15 protein-coding genes are annotated in these 17,884 nt (G+C 59.1%); 7 read left to right on the top strand and 8 right to left on the bottom strand.

Features of this window, described 5'->3' with window-relative positions:
- Window positions 1–51 precede the first annotated feature (51 nt).
- On the top strand, window positions 52–912 hold the full coding sequence (locus tag C7436_RS10820) for an acyl-CoA thioesterase (protein ID WP_121207815.1): 861 nt from the start codon (window positions 52–54) through the stop codon (window positions 910–912).
- On the opposite strand, the gene C7436_RS10815 is transcribed toward C7436_RS10820, so the two are convergent.
- The 3 genes from C7436_RS10815 to C7436_RS10805 form a co-directional block, all read right to left on the bottom strand.
- Complete coding sequence (locus tag C7436_RS10815) at window positions 879–3,440, bottom strand: EAL domain-containing protein (RefSeq protein WP_121207922.1); 2,562 nt, start codon at window positions 3,438–3,440, stop codon at window positions 879–881. The two genes, C7436_RS10820 and C7436_RS10815, sit on opposite strands and share 34 nt — an antisense overlap.
- A gap of 107 nt (window positions 3,441–3,547) precedes the next feature.
- Window positions 3,548–3,994: a flavodoxin gene (locus C7436_RS10810; RefSeq protein WP_011786997.1), complete on the bottom strand. Its 447-nt coding sequence runs from the start codon at window positions 3,992–3,994 to the stop codon at window positions 3,548–3,550.
- 67 nt (window positions 3,995–4,061) lie between these two features.
- Entirely contained in the window at window positions 4,062–5,156 is a 1,095-nt protein-coding gene (locus C7436_RS10805; RefSeq protein ID WP_121207814.1) for a GGDEF domain-containing protein, read from the bottom strand.
- A gap of 195 nt (window positions 5,157–5,351) precedes the next feature.
- Between C7436_RS10805 and C7436_RS10800 the strand changes: the two genes are divergently transcribed.
- Window positions 5,352–6,917 carry an inorganic phosphate transporter gene (locus C7436_RS10800; RefSeq protein ID WP_022993193.1) on the top strand — a complete coding sequence of 522 codons (1,566 nt, stop codon included), beginning with the start codon at window positions 5,352–5,354 and terminating at the stop codon, window positions 6,915–6,917.
- A 100-nt stretch (window positions 6,918–7,017) separates the two neighbouring features.
- Complete coding sequence (locus tag C7436_RS10795) at window positions 7,018–7,284, top strand: hypothetical protein (protein WP_031210303.1); 267 nt, start codon at window positions 7,018–7,020, stop codon at window positions 7,282–7,284.
- Window positions 7,285–7,354: 70 nt separating this feature from the next.
- Here C7436_RS10795 and panP read toward each other — a convergent pair whose 3' ends face one another.
- From panP to C7436_RS10775, 4 genes are all read right to left on the bottom strand, one after another.
- Window positions 7,355–9,031, bottom strand: coding sequence for a pyridoxal-dependent aspartate 1-decarboxylase PanP (gene panP, locus C7436_RS10790; protein ID WP_036149907.1), 1,677 nt, complete (start codon window positions 9,029–9,031; stop codon window positions 7,355–7,357).
- A 182-nt stretch (window positions 9,032–9,213) separates the two neighbouring features.
- On the bottom strand, window positions 9,214–9,561 hold the full coding sequence (locus C7436_RS10785) for a DUF503 domain-containing protein (RefSeq protein ID WP_014422853.1): 348 nt from the start codon (window positions 9,559–9,561) through the stop codon (window positions 9,214–9,216).
- Window positions 9,562–9,748: 187 nt separating this feature from the next.
- On the bottom strand, window positions 9,749–11,440 hold the full coding sequence (locus tag C7436_RS10780; protein WP_121207813.1) for an isovaleryl-CoA dehydrogenase: 1,692 nt from the start codon (window positions 11,438–11,440) through the stop codon (window positions 9,749–9,751).
- A 2-nt stretch (window positions 11,441–11,442) separates the two neighbouring features.
- Window positions 11,443–12,072 carry a TetR/AcrR family transcriptional regulator gene (locus C7436_RS10775; RefSeq protein ID WP_121207812.1) on the bottom strand — a complete coding sequence of 210 codons (630 nt, stop codon included), beginning with the start codon at window positions 12,070–12,072 and terminating at the stop codon, window positions 11,443–11,445.
- A 269-nt stretch (window positions 12,073–12,341) separates the two neighbouring features.
- Here C7436_RS10775 and C7436_RS10765 point away from each other — a divergent pair, with 269 nt between their 5' ends.
- The 4 genes from C7436_RS10765 to C7436_RS10750 all read left to right on the top strand — a co-directional run bounded on the left by C7436_RS10765 (window position 12,342) and on the right by C7436_RS10750 (window position 17,287).
- Window positions 12,342–12,563 (top strand): hypothetical protein, encoded by a 222-nt coding sequence (locus tag C7436_RS10765; protein ID WP_011786988.1) that lies wholly within the window; start codon window positions 12,342–12,344, stop codon window positions 12,561–12,563.
- A gap of 149 nt (window positions 12,564–12,712) precedes the next feature.
- The gene (hemB, locus tag C7436_RS10760) at window positions 12,713–13,762 is read left to right on the top strand and encodes a porphobilinogen synthase (protein WP_049756904.1); all 1,050 of its coding nucleotides are present in this window, start codon (window positions 12,713–12,715) and stop codon (window positions 13,760–13,762) included.
- A gap of 52 nt (window positions 13,763–13,814) precedes the next feature.
- Window positions 13,815–15,953, top strand: coding sequence for a polyphosphate kinase 1 (gene ppk1, locus C7436_RS10755; protein WP_014422847.1), 2,139 nt, complete (start codon window positions 13,815–13,817; stop codon window positions 15,951–15,953).
- Window positions 15,954–15,994: 41 nt separating this feature from the next.
- A complete protein-coding gene (locus C7436_RS10750) occupies window positions 15,995–17,287 on the top strand; it encodes a DUF945 family protein (protein ID WP_011786985.1) in 1,293 nt (430 codons plus the stop codon).
- A 77-nt stretch (window positions 17,288–17,364) separates the two neighbouring features.
- On the opposite strand, the gene coaD is transcribed toward C7436_RS10750, so the two are convergent.
- The gene (gene coaD, locus C7436_RS10745; protein WP_014422845.1) at window positions 17,365–17,847 is read right to left on the bottom strand and encodes a pantetheine-phosphate adenylyltransferase; all 483 of its coding nucleotides are present in this window, start codon (window positions 17,845–17,847) and stop codon (window positions 17,365–17,367) included.
- Window positions 17,848–17,884: the final 37 nt, after the last annotated feature.

The following is a 17,884-nucleotide window of genomic DNA, read 5'->3' as shown; positions in this document are numbered from 1 at the left end:
CTGTCTGGGGTAGAAAACCCGTTCGTGAGCTAACAAAAGACAGGAGCGCGCATGCTGGATGTAACCCGAAAACTGGTGGAGTTGCTGGATCTTTCCCCGATCGGAGACGATCATTTTCAGGGCGACAGTGAGGATCTGGGCTTTCCGCATGTATTCGGGGGGCAGGTTCTGGGGCAGGCCCTGATGGCGGCCAGCCGGACCGTCGAAAATCGCCTGTGCCATTCCCTGCACGCCTATTTTCTGCGCCCTGGCAATCACAGCATGCCGATCGATTATGAAGTCCAGCGGGTTCGGGATGGCGGCACGTTCTCGGTGCGCCGGGTGATTGCCCGTCAGGACGGCAAGGAAATCCTGACCGGTTCCATGTCGTTCCAGATCGCAGAAGACGGATTGGACCATCAGGTTGCCATGCCGGCAGCGCCGGACCCCGATACGCTCAAGTCGGAGCAGGACTGGGGCAAGCTGATCGCAGATAAAGTGCCGGAGAAAATGCGGGACATGCTGATCCGTGACCGGCCCATAGAGATCCGTCCGGTAGACCCGATGAATCCATTCAAGCCGGAAAAGCGCCCGCCCCATCGCCAGAACTGGTTTCGGGCCCTCGGACCTTTACCGGATGACCCGGTACTGCATCGGTGTCTGCTGACTTATGCTTCTGACTTCTCCTTTCTGGGAACGTCCCTGACTCCTCACGGGCGCACCTTCATGAGCAAGAATATGCAGGTTGCCAGCCTGGACCATGCCATCTGGTTTCATCGGGATTTCCGTATGGATGACTGGCTGCTTTATGACAAGGACAGTCCGAGTGCATCGGCGGGCAGGGGCTTCAATCGGGGCAATTTCTTTACCCGGGATGGTGTTTTGGTGGCCTCCACCACTCAGGAAGCACTGATCCGGGAACGTAAGGCCTGAGGATTGTAGTTGCCGAGCCAGTCAACCATTTCGTTAAAGGGTAGCGGTCGGGTTAGGAAGTAGCCTTGTACCAGATCGCACCCCATGTCGTGCAGCAGTGACAGGGTTTCCTCATCCTCCACCCCCTCGGCCACCACGGTGTAGCCGAGGCTGTGGCACATATCGATGGTGGTGCGCACGATCACTCTGTCCTGCTCCCGTTCCGCGATATCGGTAATCAGCGAACGGTCGATCTTGATTTCTCCAGCCGGCAACTGCTTGATGTAGGACAGGGACGAATAGCCGGAACCGAAGTCGTCAATGGAGAGCGGAATGCCTGCGGCATCAAGCGCATTCAGCGCCCGCAGGGAATTGGTGGGGTCCTGCATCATGGAGGTTTCCGTGACCTCGAAGGTGATGGCCCCGGAGTGGATCTGGTAGCTTTGCATCAACCGTTGCACGAACACGGCAAAATCCGGTTCCCGTAAATTGTTGGGCGAGATGTTGACGGCGATTCCGGCATCCCAGCCGATCTCCAGCAGCCGCCCGCGCATTTCCAGCGCCTCTTTCAGTACCCATCGGGTCAGGGGTTTGATCAGCCCGGTCTGTTCGGCCACTGCGATGATTTCATCGGGCCGAACCGGCTGTTCCCGCCCTGGCCAGCGAATCAGTGCCTCAAATCCGGTAATGGCTCGGGTTCGCAGGCACAGCTTGGGTTGCAGGAACAGCGTCAGTTCGTCGTGATCAATGGCGTGCCGCAGGTCGGAGACCAGGGTCAGTCGGTCGGCGCTGTAGGAATCCCGGGAGGATTTGTAGTAGGCAATTCCGCGGTCTCGGGCGCGGTCAGAACCTTCGGCAATCACCGCACGGCGAATCAGGGTGTTGGCATCGTTTCCATGAGTCGGGTAGAAAGCCACGCCCAGTTGCGGGTTCAGAGGAACCTGCATGCCAAGGAAATCTACCGGGTAGCGGATCTCTTCAATGCTGCGCAGCACGATTCTGGGTACCGACAGCGCCTGGTCAGCATCCACCACAAAGGCAAAGGTTTGCGGGTCGAGGCTGGCCAGGTAGAAGGTTCGGTTGTCGGTCTGCTCCAGAGAGATGGCCCCAGGTACATCCTTGATCACCGCGTTGTAGTGTTTGGAGGCCAGCTCCAGTATGCGGTCGGTGTTGCGGTGGCCCAGGGTCTTGGTGACCGCATACAGGTTGTCCAGATGGATGATGACCACGCCGAAGCGTTTGCCGCGCTGGCTCCGGATCAATTCGTTCAGGCGCATTTCATAGCTGCTGCGGTTAGGCAGACCGGTGAGCGGATGATGCAGGGCCTGGTCCATCAGCCGTAGTTCGGCCGCGCGTCGGGCTTCAAGCGCCTTCAGTTCGGCCTCCTGGGCCAGCACTTTCTCCTGGCGTTCGTGATATATCCGGATAGCAAGGGCGAGGCTGAGGAGTATGGCCTGGAAGGCCGAGCCCAGCTGCATGCCATACACAGAGAAGAAGCTGGTGGCAATCAGACCGTACTTATTGGCGGCGGTAATGGCACTGCCCAGAGTGACGGCCCCCCAGGCCAGCGTGTAGTAAACCGCCTGTGGATTGCCTCTGGCCCACTGTATCGGTCCGACAACCGTTAACAGCAGGCAACTCGGCATGGCCAGAGCGACCGCCAGACGGATACCCGTGCCATAGTCAATCACAGTTGTGGCAAGAGCAAGAGCCAGGGCGCCGTTTAGCAGGATAGTGCCGAGTATGAGTCGATCGAGTTGGGGGCTGCATTGCTCCAGTTTCAGAAAGGATCTGGCGAACATGAGTGTGAAAAGCAAGGCCAGTGGTATGGACAGGACCATGGCGTTGCTTTGCAGGCCAGGGAGCGCGGGCCAGATAAACTGGTAGGTAATACCGTTCAGAGTGCCGATCAGGATCAGGTAGCCCAGAGTCGAGAGTACATAATAGAGGTAGATAGACTCCCTGAGCGCCAGGAATACAAACAGGTTGAAGCAGATGGCGGTGATCAATATGCCGTAGTACAGGGCGTGAACCTGGCTTTCTACGGAGGTCTTCTCGAAAAAGCTGCGATTGTTCCACAGCCGTAGCGGCACCTGCATGGCACCGTCGGTGTCGATTCTCAGCAAGATGCGGTAGTCGTGACCGGCTTCAAGCTGGAACGGAAACAGGAAATGCGGATGCTCCACCGGGCGCTCCGAGAACAGCATGCGGTCACCGGTCTGGTAGTTCAGCTGGATTTCGCCGTCCCGTAACAGATAGAAATCGATCCGGTCGAGGTGCGGGTAGGTGATTTCCAGGAGATTGGTGGTTTGGGGCCGGGTGATGGGGAATTTCAGCCAGACCTGGTCACGGGTGTAACCAAAATTAGGCGTTTGTTCGTTCAGGATCTGCCAGTCGCCGGATTCCAGGGCCTGTTGCGGGCTGCGTTGGTCGTCCGGTGCCAGTCTCAGGTACTCAATGACTGGGATATAGCCATCACTGGCAGCCATGGCCGGAAGCGAAAGCGCCAGAAGAATCAGCAGGGCTGCCAGGAGTCGGGCCAGTTGCATCAGAATCACAGGTTACCGTTCTTGTCGTTATGGCCTGAGTATGGCCTGTCGTCTGGGGCGGCTCAAGCTGTAACCGGCAGACTTTTGGTAACTTGTGTAATTATTGGTCAAATACCGTTAATCCAGTTCCGTACCCAGGGCAGGGCCTCGGCTTCCGGCTCCAGAGTTTCCAGCGCATCAATCCGCAGGGTGTCGCCGACCTTGCGGGCGCCGGTTTCGTAAAGCGCTTCCTCCATCAGGTCTCCGGCACCGCAAAAGGTATCGCCATAGGAGCTGTCGCCCAGCACGATCACGCCAAAGGGGCGGCCGGGTTGTTGGGGGAGTTGTTCGCGCAAATCCAGATAAAACGGTAACAGGTTGGCAGGGACTTCTCCCTGGCCGGTGGTGGAGGTGCATACCAGCAAGGCATCGTGGTTGTCGCTGATATCGGCCAGAGTTGGATTCTCCAGAACCGTGACGGTATGCCCTTCGGGTTCCAGTTCCTGCTTGATACGGCGCGCTGTCAGCAGGGCGCCCCCGTAAACGCTGCCGGTTAGAATGCGGATTGCTGCCATGACCACTGCCTGTGTTGGTGGGGTGGGAATATTCGGGAGCAGATAGTAATGGCGTGGCGGGTTCGGCTCAAGCCGGCGTCTGTGGGCTGGGGCCGGCGTCCTGGCTCCTTACCCGGGGTGAAATTCGATTCCGGCCGCTCTCCTTGGCGTTGTATAGCTGCACATCTGCTTGCTTGAGTAGTTCGTTGATCGATCCGGATTTGGAAATCGAGCATACCCCGGCACTGATGGTGACCGGCAGGGCCTGTTCCCGATGGTGAAAACGGGTGGCCGCCACTTCGGCGCGCAGGCGCTCAGCCAGTGTGAGGGCCTGCAACAAGGTGGTGTCGGGCAGTAGCAGCAGAAACTCTTCGCCGCCCCAGCGGGCAGCCACATCCGACTGGCGAACCATTTGCCGGACCAGATCGGCGAACTGGCGCAAGACCTCGTCGCCGGCATCATGGCCGAATTCATCGTTAATGCGTTTGAACAGATCCAGATCGATCAGCACAACAGAAAAATGATGGCCGGAGCGCTCGAACCGCGAGAATTCGGTGTTCAGCCGGCTCTGCATGTCCCGCCGGTTGGCCAGCCCGGTCAGTTCGTCAGTGCGGGCGGCGTGTTCGTGGGCCTGGGCCAGTGCCACCAGTTTGTTGCGGGCCCGTAAACGTCCGGCTTCCAGCACGAAACAGAAGATTGACTCAAAGGTAAGCGTGGCGAAGAAACGGATCTTGAAGTCGGTACTGTATTCGGCACTGACGCCGGGCATATCGGGAAACTGAAAAACCAGGACGGCAAGCAGATAGCAGAACAGCAGGATGGCGGTGCCACCCTTGAGGCTGGTCAGGTAGAACAGCAACGGTGGGAACACATAGAACCAGAGTGGGCCCGTGTTGCCCTCGCCGCCGGAGGCAATCAGGTAGGTAAACAGCAGGCCGACAATGACCAGCAGGCCCCTTTTCTGTACCGTTCGATCCCGGCGCCAGGCGTACCAACCTATATTGGCGACAATTGGAACAACAAATGCCCAGAGCACCCATGCGTGCAGATGATGCTCGGCATACCACGCCTTGGCCCCGATGCCGGCCAGGAACAGGACCGCCATGGCTGACAGGCCATTGAGCAGCCGGGAGATCTGAAGCTCTTCATGCTCGCTGGACTGGATTTGGCTGGTATTCGTCATTAACTGTTGTTCTTTTTGACATATTTTCCGGAATTATGCGTCAAAAACCATCTGAATTGCAGCATTAACTATCAGGATTGTGAAGGGGGCCATCAACCGGGATTTGTTTCAATTTGATGGCAAAAAATTTATAGTTTGCCCCCGGCGAATACTGCCGCAACCCCTTCTGTCCACAAGACAAGAGAATCAATTGGTATGGCCCGTTCCAGCAGCTTTCTGGATAACCTTCTCACCAGCCCCTCCACGGAACGGTACAGGGTCGGACTTAGCGTACTTTTCCTTCTTTGTGTCTGGCTTGTGGTTGGCTCCTTCAGCCAGGGCCTGCCTAACGCCATGTTATTGATGGCCGCCGCCGTTATCGGGGGCTACATGGCGATCAATATCGGGGCCAACGATGTGGCCAACAATGTCGGTCCGGCGGTGGGCTCCGGCGCCTTGTCACTGGGGGCAGCCGTTCTTCTTGCCGCGGTATTCGAGGCGGCCGGCGCGCTGATCGCCGGTGGCGATGTAGTGTCGACCATCAAGGGTGGAATAATTGATCCGACTAGCCTGGAAGATCCGCGCGCCTTTGTCTGGTTAATGACGGCGGCCCTGCTGGCTGGCGCCCTGTGGCTGAACCTGGCCACCTGGATGGGTGCGCCGGTTTCAACCACCCACTCAATCGTTGGCGGTGTCCTGGGGGCTGGTATTGCGGCCGGGGGCTGGGCCATTGCCGATTGGGCGGTGATGGGCAAAATTGCTGCAAGCTGGGTGATCTCGCCGGTGCTCGGCGGTGCCCTGGCGGCGTTGTTCCTGTTCGCAATCAAGAAAACCGTACTGTACCGCCAGAACCTGGTGTCTTCTGCCCGTACCTTTGTGCCTTGGCTGGTGGCGATTATGGCCTGGGCCTTTGCCACCTATCTGATGATCAAGGGCGTCAAGAAGATCGTCAAAGTGGATATGGTGGAAGCCTCGGTGATCGGCCTGATTGTGGCGGGTGTGGTGTTTTTCGTGATGCGCACCCTCGTGGGCCGCAAAGCCTCGACCATGGAAAACAGTGCGCAGGGAGTGAATGCCCTGTTCACCTGGCCGTTGATCTTCGCCGCGGCCCTGCTGAGCTTTGCCCACGGCGCCAACGACGTGGCTAACGCCATTGGCCCATTGGCGGCCATCAATGATGCCATTCAGGCCGGTGGTGGTGTGGTTACCTCAGCGAAGATCCCGCTTTGGGTGATGCTGGTAGGTGCTCTGGGGCTGGCGGTCGGGCTGATGCTGTTCGGCCCGCGCCTGATTAAAACCGTGGGTTCCGAGATTACTGAGCTTGATAAGACCCGGGCTTTCTGTATTGCACTGTCTGCGGCACTGACGGTGATTCTGGCTTCCCAGCTTGGCCTGCCGGTCAGTTCCACCCACATTGCCATTGGCGGCGTTTTCGGTGTCGGCTTCCTGCGTGAGTACCTGAAATCCAACTACGCGACCCAGTTGCACAAAATCATCGAACAGCATGACCCGACCGATCAGGAGCGCCTCAAGCCGTTCCTGGATGATTTCCGTAATGCCTCTGTGGAGGAAATGGAGAAGCTGCTGAAGCAGGCGAAGAAGAAAAAGCAGCAGGTGCCTTTGTCCAAGTCGGAGCGCAAGCGCCTGAAGAAGATTTACCGCGAGGAGATGGTCAAGCGCTCCCATCTGGTAAAGATTGCCGCGGCCTGGATCATTACCGTGCCGGCGTCAGCGATTATGGCGGCGTTCCTGTTCTTTACCCTGCGTGGCCTGATGGTCTGACTGTTGTGCGGGGCTGGTGATGGCCCCGCGCTTTGTCCATACTATAGGCAATGCATCCGGCAGGCGTGGCCTGTCGCTATCCATATTCGGGGAGTACAACATGAGTTCATCTGTCGAGAGCCGTCAGGCGCGGATGATTGAAGAGTTGCGGGTGTTCATCAAGAAAGTGATGAGCGATCCGACGATTGCCGTGAAGTCCATGGAGATTGCCCGCAAGTACAAGGGCGAGGCCAATGCCGATGAGCTGATGGCACGTGAGATCAGTGCCAATACCACGATCCGGATTCCGGAGAGCTGGAGTGAGGCCGACAAGATGTTTCTGGAAATCCTGCACGAGGTGCTGGATGACGAAGAGGCGCTTTACTGATTCTGGCTTTGGAGTAGGTTGGGGCTCCCACAAGCCCCGCCCCACGCCGCGGAGCTGTATTCCGGAAGCACTAGGCCTGCCTGGCCTCTTTCTGGTTCTGCTTCAAAACCGCCGCAGCCATCTGGTGCAGGATGGCCATTTCATCGGCAATCCCATCTTCCTTCGACAGTTCCCTCTGCTCCCTGAGAATATCTTCCAGAATATCCGGCGTTGTTAACGGGTTGGCCAGAACCACCCGGAACACAATGCACGGGAAGTGATAGTAACGGGCCGGCTCCAGCCGGGTTCGGGAGACGAAGGCTTTGCCGCGTTCCCGCTGGGTTTTCTGGATGAATTTGGTGATGCGGTTCAGGCAGGTATTCATCTTTTCTGCCTGCAGCTCATCGGCCATGGCCAGTGCCTGGCGTACATCTTCCGGGCAATAGCGGTAGGTCAGGATGTTCAGTTCCGGGCGGGTGACCAGTTCGAAATCCGGTTGTTCATCGATCATGTTGGCAAAGGTTTTGGCTTTGTCGATGCCCTGGTCGATCAGGATTTCGTAGCCTTCCCGGGCGAGGATTTTCAGGCCTGAGTGGATCAGCATGGCCATGCCCGGGCGGGAGCCTTCCAGGGTGGTGCTGCCGAGGTCCCGGGAACCTTTCCGGATGATGTACTGGGCGTGGTGCTCTACCGCGCTGGCGAGGCTGGGGTCTTTGAAGACCACCAGGCCGGCACCCATGGGTACGTAAAGCTGTTTGTGGGCGTCGAAGGTGACCGAGTCGGCCTTTTCGATGCCGCGCAGCAGGTGCCGGTGTGTGCGTGAGAACAGGGTTGGCCCGCCCCAGGCGGCGTCGACGTGGAAGTGGGCGCCGAATTCCCGGGCGATGTCGGCCATGGCGTCCAGTGGGTCGACGTTGCCGGTTTCGGTGGTGCCGGCCACGCCGCAGATGGCCATGATCTTGATCTTCTGCTTCTGCAGCTCCAGGCATTTGTCGCGCAGGGCGTCCGTCTGGATGCGGTTGAACTCGTCGGTTTCCACTGGCACCAGGGCGTCCCGGCCAAGACCGAGTACGTCGGCGGCTTTGCGCAGGGAGTAGTGGCCGCGTTTGGAAACGACGATGGCGGCGCCTTCATGGCCGTAGTATTTCAGGGCGCGGAACAGGCCTTCTTCGTGCAGACCGCGGAAGCTGCCTTCAGCGGGGAAGGCACGGTTACGAGCCACCCACAGGGCGGTGAGGTTGGCGACCGTCCCGCCGGAACACATGGCGCCCAGGGCGTGCCGGGGATCGTGCATCCATTTACGATAGAAAGAACCGTCTTCCTGGTACACCAGCCGGTGTATCTGGCCCAGTACCTGGCGTTCCATGGGCGTGAACGCTTTGGAGGTTTCGGTTTTCACCAGGTTCTGGTTCAGGGCGATCATGATCTTCGACAGCGGCAGCATGAAGTAGGGCAGTGCCGAGGTCATGTGGCCGATGAACGCGGGTGACGCGGTATGAACGGAGTTGGCCACCAGTTTGTCGAGCAGGAACTGGGTCTGCTCGGAGACAAAAACAGGTTTCTCCGGGATGACGTAGTCGGAGAAGTCTTTCTCGACTTCGGACAGGTCCCGTTCGATGGCGACGATGTGCTCCTGGAGGAATCCGGCCAGGTTACGGGAGATGTCCTGGTCGATCCGGCTCAGGGTCGACTCCGGCGCTTCGGGCACCGTGAACACGCGATACATTGCCTCTAATGAGGCCTGGGCGGATTTTTTCTTTCCGGTCATAGCACCACACACATTCAGTGGTATCCGATGGGTTGGTTCCGGAAACCCGTCGGATGGAGCCGGGCGTGGCCCGGTTGCGAAAAATGTCTGCCAGCCGCCAAGCGGGGCATTGGTTCCCTGAGGCTGCGTAGTATAAGACCTGTCAGGCAATGACGCCATGCCTGGCGGGCCACTGGTCCGGGTTAGAGGATTTCCCGGTGTACATCCAGGATGGCGGCGTCGATGCGGTCCTGGATGTCTTTTTCCACCTGGTCAAGGCGCTGGGTGATCTGCTGGGCGCTGGCGCCCAGGGCGGCGATGGTCCAGGTGGCACAGTCGAGGGCTTCCTGGTCGGCGGTTTCGGCGACGGCGAGGTCGGGTTCTCTGCCCCAGATGGCCTTCATGGCGGTGAAGGCTTTGCGTTTGGCTTTCAGGTCTTCGCAGCCGTAGAGCTGGAAGTGCAGGGTGAGGACGCCTACGTGGGGGGTAATATCCTGGTGCTGTTGTGGGGTTTTGCCTTCTTTCAGCAGTTTTCTAAGGGCGTCTGACATCGTGGCCTTAACCTTGGAGTTGGAACATGCGGGGGATGCCTTTCCAAAACACGCTGTGAATACTTCCCTGTACGCTCTGTTCCGCCATCCATGGCTCCACAAGGTTTTGGAAAGGCATCCCCCGCATGTTCATGAACCTTATAGGGGGAGTCCGGTTTGCATAACCGTTTTGCCTCCGGGAATGTCTTCAGCCTACTACAGGCGTCCCCCGTTTGATAATCGCCGCCGGGTTGGTGCCGGAGGGCAGGTTGCCGTAGTTCATGCCACCGCCGCTTTGCAGGCGTGAGGCGCAGAATGCGTCGGCGACGTCTTTGTCGCCAAAGCGCAGCAGCAGGGAGCCCTGCATGGCCAGGGCCATGCGATCGACCAGGTTGCGGGCCCGGTACTGGAAATCGCTGATGTCGGCGAAGTCGTGTTGCAGTTGTGCCAGGTACTGGTCGAAGCGGCGGTCGGTGCCATGGGCTTCGGCCGTTTCTTTGAAGAAGGCGTCGAGGGTTTCGGGTTCTTTCTGCAGGGCGCGCAGGGTGTCCAGGCACTGGACGTTGCCGCTGCCTTCCCAGATGGCGTTGACCGGCGATTCCCGGAACAGGCGGGGCATGATGCAGTCTTCCATCACGCCGCTGCCGCCGATGCATTCCATGGCTTCGTAGGCGTGGTTGGGGGTGCGTTTGCAGATCCAGTATTTGCCGACGGGGGTGGCCAGGCGGGCCAGCAGGCGTTCGTGTTCGTTGTTCTGGTTGTCCATGGCCCGTGCGACGCGCATGGTGTAGGCGAGGGCGGCTTCGTTTTCGATGATCAGGTCGGCCAGGACGTTCTGCATCAGAGGCTGGTCGCTGAGGGTTGCGCCGAAGGCGCTGCGGTTGTGGCAGTGGTGCGTCGCCTGTGCCACGGCCTGGCGCATGCCGGCGGCGCTGCCGATCATGCAGTCGAAGCGGGTCATGGCGACCATTTCGATGATGGTTCTGACGCCGCGGCCCTCCTCGCCGACCATCCATGCCAATGCACCGCGGATTTCCACTTCGCTGGAGGCGTTGGCAACGTTACCCATTTTGTTCTTGAGTTGCTGTACCTGCCAGGGGTTCTTGCTGCCATCCGGGCGCCATCTGGGCATCAGGAAGCAGGACAGGCCATTGGTGGTCTGGGCCAGTACCAGGAAGGCGTCGCACATGGGGGCGGAAACGAACCATTTGTGGCCGACCAGTTCGTAGGCCTGTCCGGGACCTTCCTGGCCTGTCGGGTAGGCCACGGTGGTGTTGGCGCGCACGTCGCTGCCACCCTGTTTTTCGGTCATGGCCATGCCGATGGTGACGGAGGTTTTGTCGCCGTCCGGCACGTTGCGGCTGTCGTATTCGTTGGCCAGGATTTTCGGGGCCCAGAGTTTGGCCAGGTCTGGCTGGTTCTGGATTGAAGGGATGGCCGCGAAGGTCATGGTGACCGGGCAACAGTGAGCGGCTTCCACCTGGGAGTGCAGGTAGTACTTGGCGGCCCGGGTCACGTGGGCGCCTTTGCCCGGGTTGGTCCAGGGGGAGCTGTGCAGGCCGTTTTCCAAGGCCACGCGCATGAGTTCGTGGTAGGCCGGGTGGAAGGTGACTTCGTCTACCCGGTGGCCGTAGCGGTCGTGGGTACGAAAGCTGGGTTTGTTGGCGTTCGCCAGGTTGCCCAGCTCGATGGTGTCGGCCTTGCCGGCCCAGGCGCCGAAGCGGCTGAGGTCTTCGCTGGCGTGGCCGGCGCCTTCTCGAAATACGGCTTCCCGGAGCGCGCTGTCCTGTTCATAGAGGTTATAGTTTTCCAGCGGTCGGGGCTGGTTGATGACCTCGTGTGTGGCTGACAGATAGCGGCTGTCGGCGTTGGGCTCGGTCTTGCGCTGCGGGCTGTTCATGGTTAGCTCCTGGTGCCGGTTAACCCCCGTAGGCAGAAGCAAACGATGGTGTCGACCAGCTCATCTTCGTTGTTGTCGTGTCCCGGTGGTGTTTCTGTCTGGGTCGGTGACAGCGGCCCCACCAGGGATTCCGAGATGGCGCCAACCAGGCAGGTGCTGGTAAGGCGGGCATCCTGATCCGGTATGCAGCCCTCGGTTATGCCGCTCCGGATCGCTTGTTCAAACAGGTTGGCGTAGGCTTTTCGGTACACTAGTCGCTCTTCTTCGACTTTCGGGTCTACCGGCTCGGCAATCAGTGCCCAGGCTTTCATCGGGCCTTTCAGGGCCCGGCGGGCGAACTGACGCAGAGCGTTGTCCAGGCGTTCAACCGCACTACCGTCTACCGCGAGTGCTTCGGCGACCTTGTCGACTTCACGTTGGGTGGCCAGGCGAAAGATTTCCGCAAACAGGTCCTCCCGTGACTCGAAGTGGCGGTAGATGGTGCCTGTGGCAACGCCGGCCAACCCCGCGATGCGGGTCATGCGTGCGCTGCGGAACCCGCCTTCGGATACGCACTCCCAGGTGCATTCAATGATCTTTTTCCGCGCTTCGGCTTTGCGCTGGCGCATTTTTTCAGTTTCGCGGTAGGCCATGCCGGCTCCTTGCAAGCATTGAATCAATATTCATTCTTTGTGTCAATTCTGTGTGCCGTTAAAGGGCTGTTATATGGTGTTTTAAAACAATGAGTTATCTGCGATTACAAAAAATTACAAAAAAGTGGTTGTCAGGAAATAGCGTCGGTCGTGAAAGCAGATTATAAAGACGCCAAGACGGGCCGTCAGATGGCCGGCAGTCGAGACGGGGTGCGTCTTCCAGAGCATCTGGCCACCCGTAAAGCTGTTTTCGTTGATGGAGATAAGCCATGAGTGAATTCGACGAAAGCAATCTGGAGCAGTCCAGCAACTGGACCAGCGACAGCGACGATAACCATTCCATTGCCGGCCGTGCCCGGGTTCGGGCCCAGTTGCAGGCAGATATTGAGGCCTTCCTGCAAGGCGGCGGAAAGATACAGGAGGTGGACACCACCTTCCGTTCTGATACCCCGCGCAAGGTGGAGATCGGGTTCAACAACCGTTCCCTCTGATGGCGTTTCCTCGCCGGGCAGCGGCTTCCGTTGCCCCGGCAACTCCGTTTTTCTGTCATCTCTTTGTCATCTGTCAACGGCACACTCGGCTCAGGCCTGCAACGGGCGGCTTCTGGGGTGTATGATGTCATCACTTTCCAAGGCCATCCATGTTCAGGAGGTTATCCGTGTCGAAGCCGCGTCTTGCGCACTCCAGTCGAGCCTATCCGTTCACCCGTTTGCGTCGCAATCGTGCCAGTGATTTTTCCCGTCGTCTGGTTCGGGAGAACCAGTTGTCACCCGATAACCTGATTTTCCCGGTGTTTGTGCTTGAAGGCGAGAATCAGCGTGAATCCGTACCCTCCATGCCGGGTGTCGAACGCCTGAGCGTTGATCTGCTGGTGGAGCAGGCGGCGGAACTGGTAGAGCTGGGTATTCCCGCCGTGGCGCTGTTCCCGGTAGTGCCGGCGGAGAAAAAGAACCTGTCCGGCTCCGGCGCGTGGGATTCTGATGGCCTGGCCCAACGGGCGGTTCGTGCCCTGAAAAAGGCGCATCCGGAGCTGGGGGTGATTACCGATGTGGCGCTGGATCCGTTCACCACCCATGGGCAGGACGGCATTATCGACAACGATGGCTATGTGCTGAACGATGTCACGGTTGAAGCGCTGGTCAATCAGGCACTGTCCCACGCGGATGCCGGTGCCGATGTGGTGGCACCCTCTGACATGATGGATGGTCGGGTGGCGGCTATTCGAGAAGCCCTGGAAGGGGCAGGCTATGTGAATACCCGGATTCTGGCCTACTCTGCCAAGTATGCGTCCAGTTATTACGGTCCGTTCCGGGATGCGGTCGGCTCGGCTGCCAACCTTGGCAAGGGTAACAAAGCCACCTATCAGATGGATCCGGCCAACAGTGATGAGGCCATTCATGAGGTGGCCATGGATCTGGCTGAAGGCGCCGATATGGTGATGATCAAGCCGGGCATGCCCTATCTGGATATCGTGCGCCGGGTGAAAACCGAACTGCAGGTGCCAACGTTTGTGTACCAGGTCAGTGGCGAATACGCCATGCATATGGCCGCAGCTCAAAACGGCTGGCTGGATGGCGACGCGGTCATGATGGAGAGCCTGATGGCCATGCGCCGTGCCGGTGCCGATGGCATTCTGACCTATTTCGCCGTGCGCGCCGCCAGACTGATGCGGGAACGACAGCGATCATAAGCGGGCAGCGGCTGGTGGCCGAAGCTCGCCTCAACGATGGATATAAAGAGCAATGACAAGCGAAACCGTGACAGAGACAGGCAGTGAACAGAGCGTCCCGGCGCCGGTGGATCTTCCTCCCGTTGGTGAGGAAGTGAATCTGGATGCCAGCGAGAACTACTTCAACCGCGAACTGAGCCAGCTGCAGTTCAATTACCGGGTGTTGAAGCAGGCGTTGGATACCACGCATCCTCTGATCAATCGTCTGATCTTCTGCTGCATTTTCAGCAGCAACATGGATGAGTTCTTTGAAATCCGGGTGGCGGGCCTGCGCCAGCAGATGAAGTATGGCCGCGAAACGGTGGGTGTCGACGGCATGTTGCCGGAACAGGTGCTGGCGGAGATCAGCCGCGTTGCCCACGACTATATCCACGAACAGTACGATATTCTCAATAATGTCCTGATTCCGGAGCTGGAGCAGGAGAACATCCACTTTGTCCGGCGCCGCGAGTGGACACCGGCCCAGGCCGAGTGGGTGCGCAATTACTTTGACGAGGAAATTCTGCCGGTGGTCAGCCCGATCGGGCTGGACCCATCACACCCGTTCCCCCGCCTGGTGAACAAGAGCCTGAACTTCATCGTTGAGCTGGACGGCAAGGATGCCTTTGGTCGTGAGACCGGGATGGCGATTGTGCCCGCGCCCCGCTCCCTGCCGCGCCTGGTGCGCTTGCCGGATGAGGTGTGCGAGGGTGGTGACAACCTGGTGTTTCTGTCGTCCATGATTCACGCCCATGCTGATGAGCTGTTTCCGGGTATGGAGGTGAAGGGCTGTTATCAGTTCCGGCTGACCCGGAACGCGGACCTTGAGCTTGAAGACGATCTGGAAGACCTGGCCTCGGCCCTGCGCGGCGAGCTGCTAAGCCGTCGGTTTGGCGATGGCGTTCGCCTTGAGGTGGCGGATAACTGCCCAGAAGAGCTGGTGCAGTTCCTGCTTCGGGAATTCGGTCTGACAGAGCGGGATCTCTACCAGGTCCACGGCCCGGTAAACCTGACTCGATTGATGGCGGTGGGTGGCCTGGTGGACCGGCCAGACCTGACCTATTCCAGCTTCTCGCCGTCGATTCCTCGCCAGATTCGCAGCAAGGAATCCATGTTCGATGCCATTCGCAAACGGCCCCTGCTGCTGTTACATCCCTATGAAAACTTCAGCCCGGTGGTGGATCTGCTGCGCCAGGCAGCCAAGGATCCACAGGTGCTGGCCATTCGCCAGACGCTTTATCGCACCGGTGCCGACTCGGAAATTGTTGAGGCCCTGGCCGATGCCGCGCGTCGAGGCAAGGAAGTGACGGCGGTTATCGAACTGAGAGCCCGTTTCAGCGAGGCCGAGAACCTGGAGCTGGCCAGTCGGCTGCAGGAAGCTGGCGTGATCGTGGTTTACGGTGTGGTCGGGTACAAAACCCACGCCAAGATGATCCTGATTGTCCGTCGGGAAGAAGGCCGCCTGCGGCGCTACGTGCATTTGGGCACCGGTAACTACCACGCCGGGAACGCACGCCTGTACACCGACTACAGTTTCATGACCTGCGACGAGTCCATTGGCGACGACGTCAACAAGCTGTTCCAGCAGTTGACCGGCATGGGCAAGGCGTTGAAGATCAAAAAGCTGTTTCATGCGCCGTTTACCTTACACAACCGTCTGATCAGTCTGATCGAACGAGAGGCCAGCTATGGTGAGCAGGGGCGGATTATCTTCAAGTTCAATGCCCTGACCGAGCCGCAGATGATCAAGGCCCTGTATCGGGCCTCCCAGGCCGGGGTCAAGATTGATCTGGTCATCCGTGGCATCTGCTGCCTGCGTCCGGAAGTGCCGGGACTCTCGGACAATATCCGGGTGCGTTCGGTGATCGGCCGCTTCCTGGAGCACACGCGGGTGTACTATTTCGGTAATAGTGGCCGGCCGGAGGTGTATTGTTCCAGTGCTGATGGCATGGAGCGCAATCTGCTGCACCGGGTCGAAACCGCGTTCCCGGTTGAGGAGCCCGCGCTGATTGCACGCCTGCGGGAAGATCTGGATACCTATCTGGCGGACAATTGCCAGGCCTGGGTGTTGCAGCCCGATGGCAGTTACATTCAGAATCAGCCCGGGGAAGGCGAAGAGCGACTGGCATCACAGCTGGTCCTGCTGGAGCGTCTGACCGGCAAACCCAACTGAGGCCGGTGGGCCGGCACCGAAATAATCACAGGACGGATACCTTGAAACTGAAAAAATGGACGCTGGCCGGTCTGGCCGTACTGCTGGTGGCTGGCGGTGCTCCCTGGGGTGTGGGCTATGTCACCGAGCAGCACTGGCGTGAAGCAACACTGGAAGTAAACCGGGCCCAGCCCTTTCTGAATCTTGAGACCGAGCAGTATCGTCGTGGTGTGCTTGGTTCCGAGGTATCCGCTACCGTGACCCTGAGAGATCCTGAGACCGGTGATTCTCACACCATAGCCATCGAAATCCAGGTGTCCCATGGCGTCACCGGCAGCCTGATGGATTTTCGCCCGCGCCAGGGGTGGCAGCCAGAGGGTGCTGACTGGTTTCCGGACGATGAGCCCAGTCTGACGCTGGAAACCCGGCTCTGGGGCAGCGCCACGCTTGAGCTGACAGCACCGGTGATGGACATTGATAACCCGGAGCGGGAAACCTCCCTCAAGAGCAGTGGCGGTCTGGTGCGGATTGATGTTGGGCGTCTTGGTGAAGCGGCAGACTTGCTGGTGGTCTGGCCGGCTATCCGCCTCAGCGATCCGGAAATGGATGTGACGATCGATAACGTCCATATGGAACAGAGCATGGAATGGCTGGTGGGGGATATCTGGACCGGCGCTGGCGTGATGACCGTGGATAACCTGACCTTGCAGGGGGCTCAGGCTCCCGCAATGACCTTGGCCGGGATGTCGCTTGAAAGCGCCAGTGATGCCCGCCAGAACGGCGAGCGCCTGGACTCGCAGGTTACCCTGTCGCTGGAATCGGCCGCTCTGGCGGATCAGGCCTTTGGGCCGCATCGGCTGGAGGTGGCGCTGGAGAACCTGGATGTGGCCAGCTGGAATGACTTCAGTGGCGCCATGGCGGATATGCAGGCACTGGCTTTGACCGCCGGAGACGACCCGAGGGCCGCGTTTGAACAACAGATGGCGGTGATGCAGCGTTTTAACGAAGCCCTCCGCAGTCTTGCTGCCGAAGGATTTTCCATGGGGATCCGGGAGCTCAGTCTGGCAACGCCTGAAGGGGAAGTTACCGGCTCACTGGACATCAGCCATCCGGAGCTCTCCGATCAACAGCGTGACAACATGTTGATGGTCATGCAGGCGCTGACCGGGAGTGTGAATTTCAGCATGCCGGTTGCCCTTGCGGAAGACTATCCCGCCGTGCGTATGCAGGTGGCGCCATTGATCAAACAGGGCCTGCTGGTTCAGAACGGTGAGCGCCTGGTAATGGATGGCCGGATGGAGGATCTGGTACTCACCGTCAACGACGTGGAAATCCCCCTGCCTCCGCTGCTCTGAATCTCAACGACCCGCCAGCTGCTGGTACTTCGCCATCAGCTGCGCTTCGGTGATCATCAACGCCCTTCGGATTTTCCTCAGGATTCGCTGAACTTCTGTTGCAGGGCTTCTGCCACAGCCGGGTCTACAAACTCGGAAATGTCCCCGCCCAGCGAGGCAATTTCGCGAATCAGGGTGGAGGAGATGTAAGAGAGGTGGTTGGCGGGTGTCAGGAACACGCTCTCAACTTCCGGCGCCAGTCGGCGGTTCATGTCGGCAAGCTGGAATTCATATTCAAAGTCAGAAACCGCGCGCAGTCCCCGCAGGATAACGGAGGCGTTTTGCTCGCGCACGAAGTCGGCGAGCAGGTTGCTGAAACCGGTGACGCTGACGTTGGGGAGGTGTGCGGTGGCCTTGCGGACCAGTTCGCAGCGTTCTTCAAGATTGAGAAGTGGCTGCTTTTTCGGGTTGTAGGCGACGGCGACGACAATTTCATCGAACATGCGGCCGGCCCGTTCGATGAGGTCGGTGTGGCCGTTGGTGATGGGGTCGAAGGTGCCGGGATATATGACTTTGGGCATGCACAGCTCCTTTTGTTGGTGAGCCGTAGGATAGCAG

It is taken from the genome of Marinobacter nauticus (assembly GCF_003634635.1).
Lineage (GTDB): Bacteria > Pseudomonadota > Gammaproteobacteria > Pseudomonadales > Oleiphilaceae > Marinobacter > Marinobacter nauticus.
The sequence above is the reverse complement of the archived record's forward strand: the minus strand, read 5'-3'. Positions and strand labels throughout refer to the sequence as shown.

Coding starts and splice junctions, on each gene's coding strand:
- C7436_RS10780 (WP_121207813.1), bottom strand. CDS start 11,440: ATGAACAGCCCGCAGCGCAAGACCGAGCCCAACGCCGACAGCCGCTAT.
- C7436_RS10800 (WP_022993193.1), top strand. CDS start 5,352: ATGGCCCGTTCCAGCAGCTTTCTGGATAACCTTCTCACCAGCCCCTCC.
- C7436_RS10785 (WP_014422853.1), bottom strand. CDS start 9,561: ATGTCAGACGCCCTTAGAAAACTGCTGAAAGAAGGCAAAACCCCACAA.
- C7436_RS10820 (WP_121207815.1), top strand. CDS start 52: ATGCTGGATGTAACCCGAAAACTGGTGGAGTTGCTGGATCTTTCCCCG.
- C7436_RS10810 (WP_011786997.1), bottom strand. CDS start 3,994: ATGGCAGCAATCCGCATTCTAACCGGCAGCGTTTACGGGGGCGCCCTG.
- C7436_RS10805 (WP_121207814.1), bottom strand. CDS start 5,156: ATGACGAATACCAGCCAAATCCAGTCCAGCGAGCATGAAGAGCTTCAG.
- hemB (WP_049756904.1), top strand. CDS start 12,713: ATGTTCAGGAGGTTATCCGTGTCGAAGCCGCGTCTTGCGCACTCCAGT.
- ppk1 (WP_014422847.1), top strand. CDS start 13,815: ATGACAAGCGAAACCGTGACAGAGACAGGCAGTGAACAGAGCGTCCCG.
- panP (WP_036149907.1), bottom strand. CDS start 9,031: ATGACCGGAAAGAAAAAATCCGCCCAGGCCTCATTAGAGGCAATGTAT.
- C7436_RS10775 (WP_121207812.1), bottom strand. CDS start 12,072: ATGGCCTACCGCGAAACTGAAAAAATGCGCCAGCGCAAAGCCGAAGCG.
- C7436_RS10815 (WP_121207922.1), bottom strand. CDS start 3,440: ATGCAACTGGCCCGACTCCTGGCAGCCCTGCTGATTCTTCTGGCGCTT.
- coaD (WP_014422845.1), bottom strand. CDS start 17,847: ATGCCCAAAGTCATATATCCCGGCACCTTCGACCCCATCACCAACGGC.
- C7436_RS10795 (WP_031210303.1), top strand. CDS start 7,018: ATGAGTTCATCTGTCGAGAGCCGTCAGGCGCGGATGATTGAAGAGTTG.
- C7436_RS10765 (WP_011786988.1), top strand. CDS start 12,342: ATGAGTGAATTCGACGAAAGCAATCTGGAGCAGTCCAGCAACTGGACC.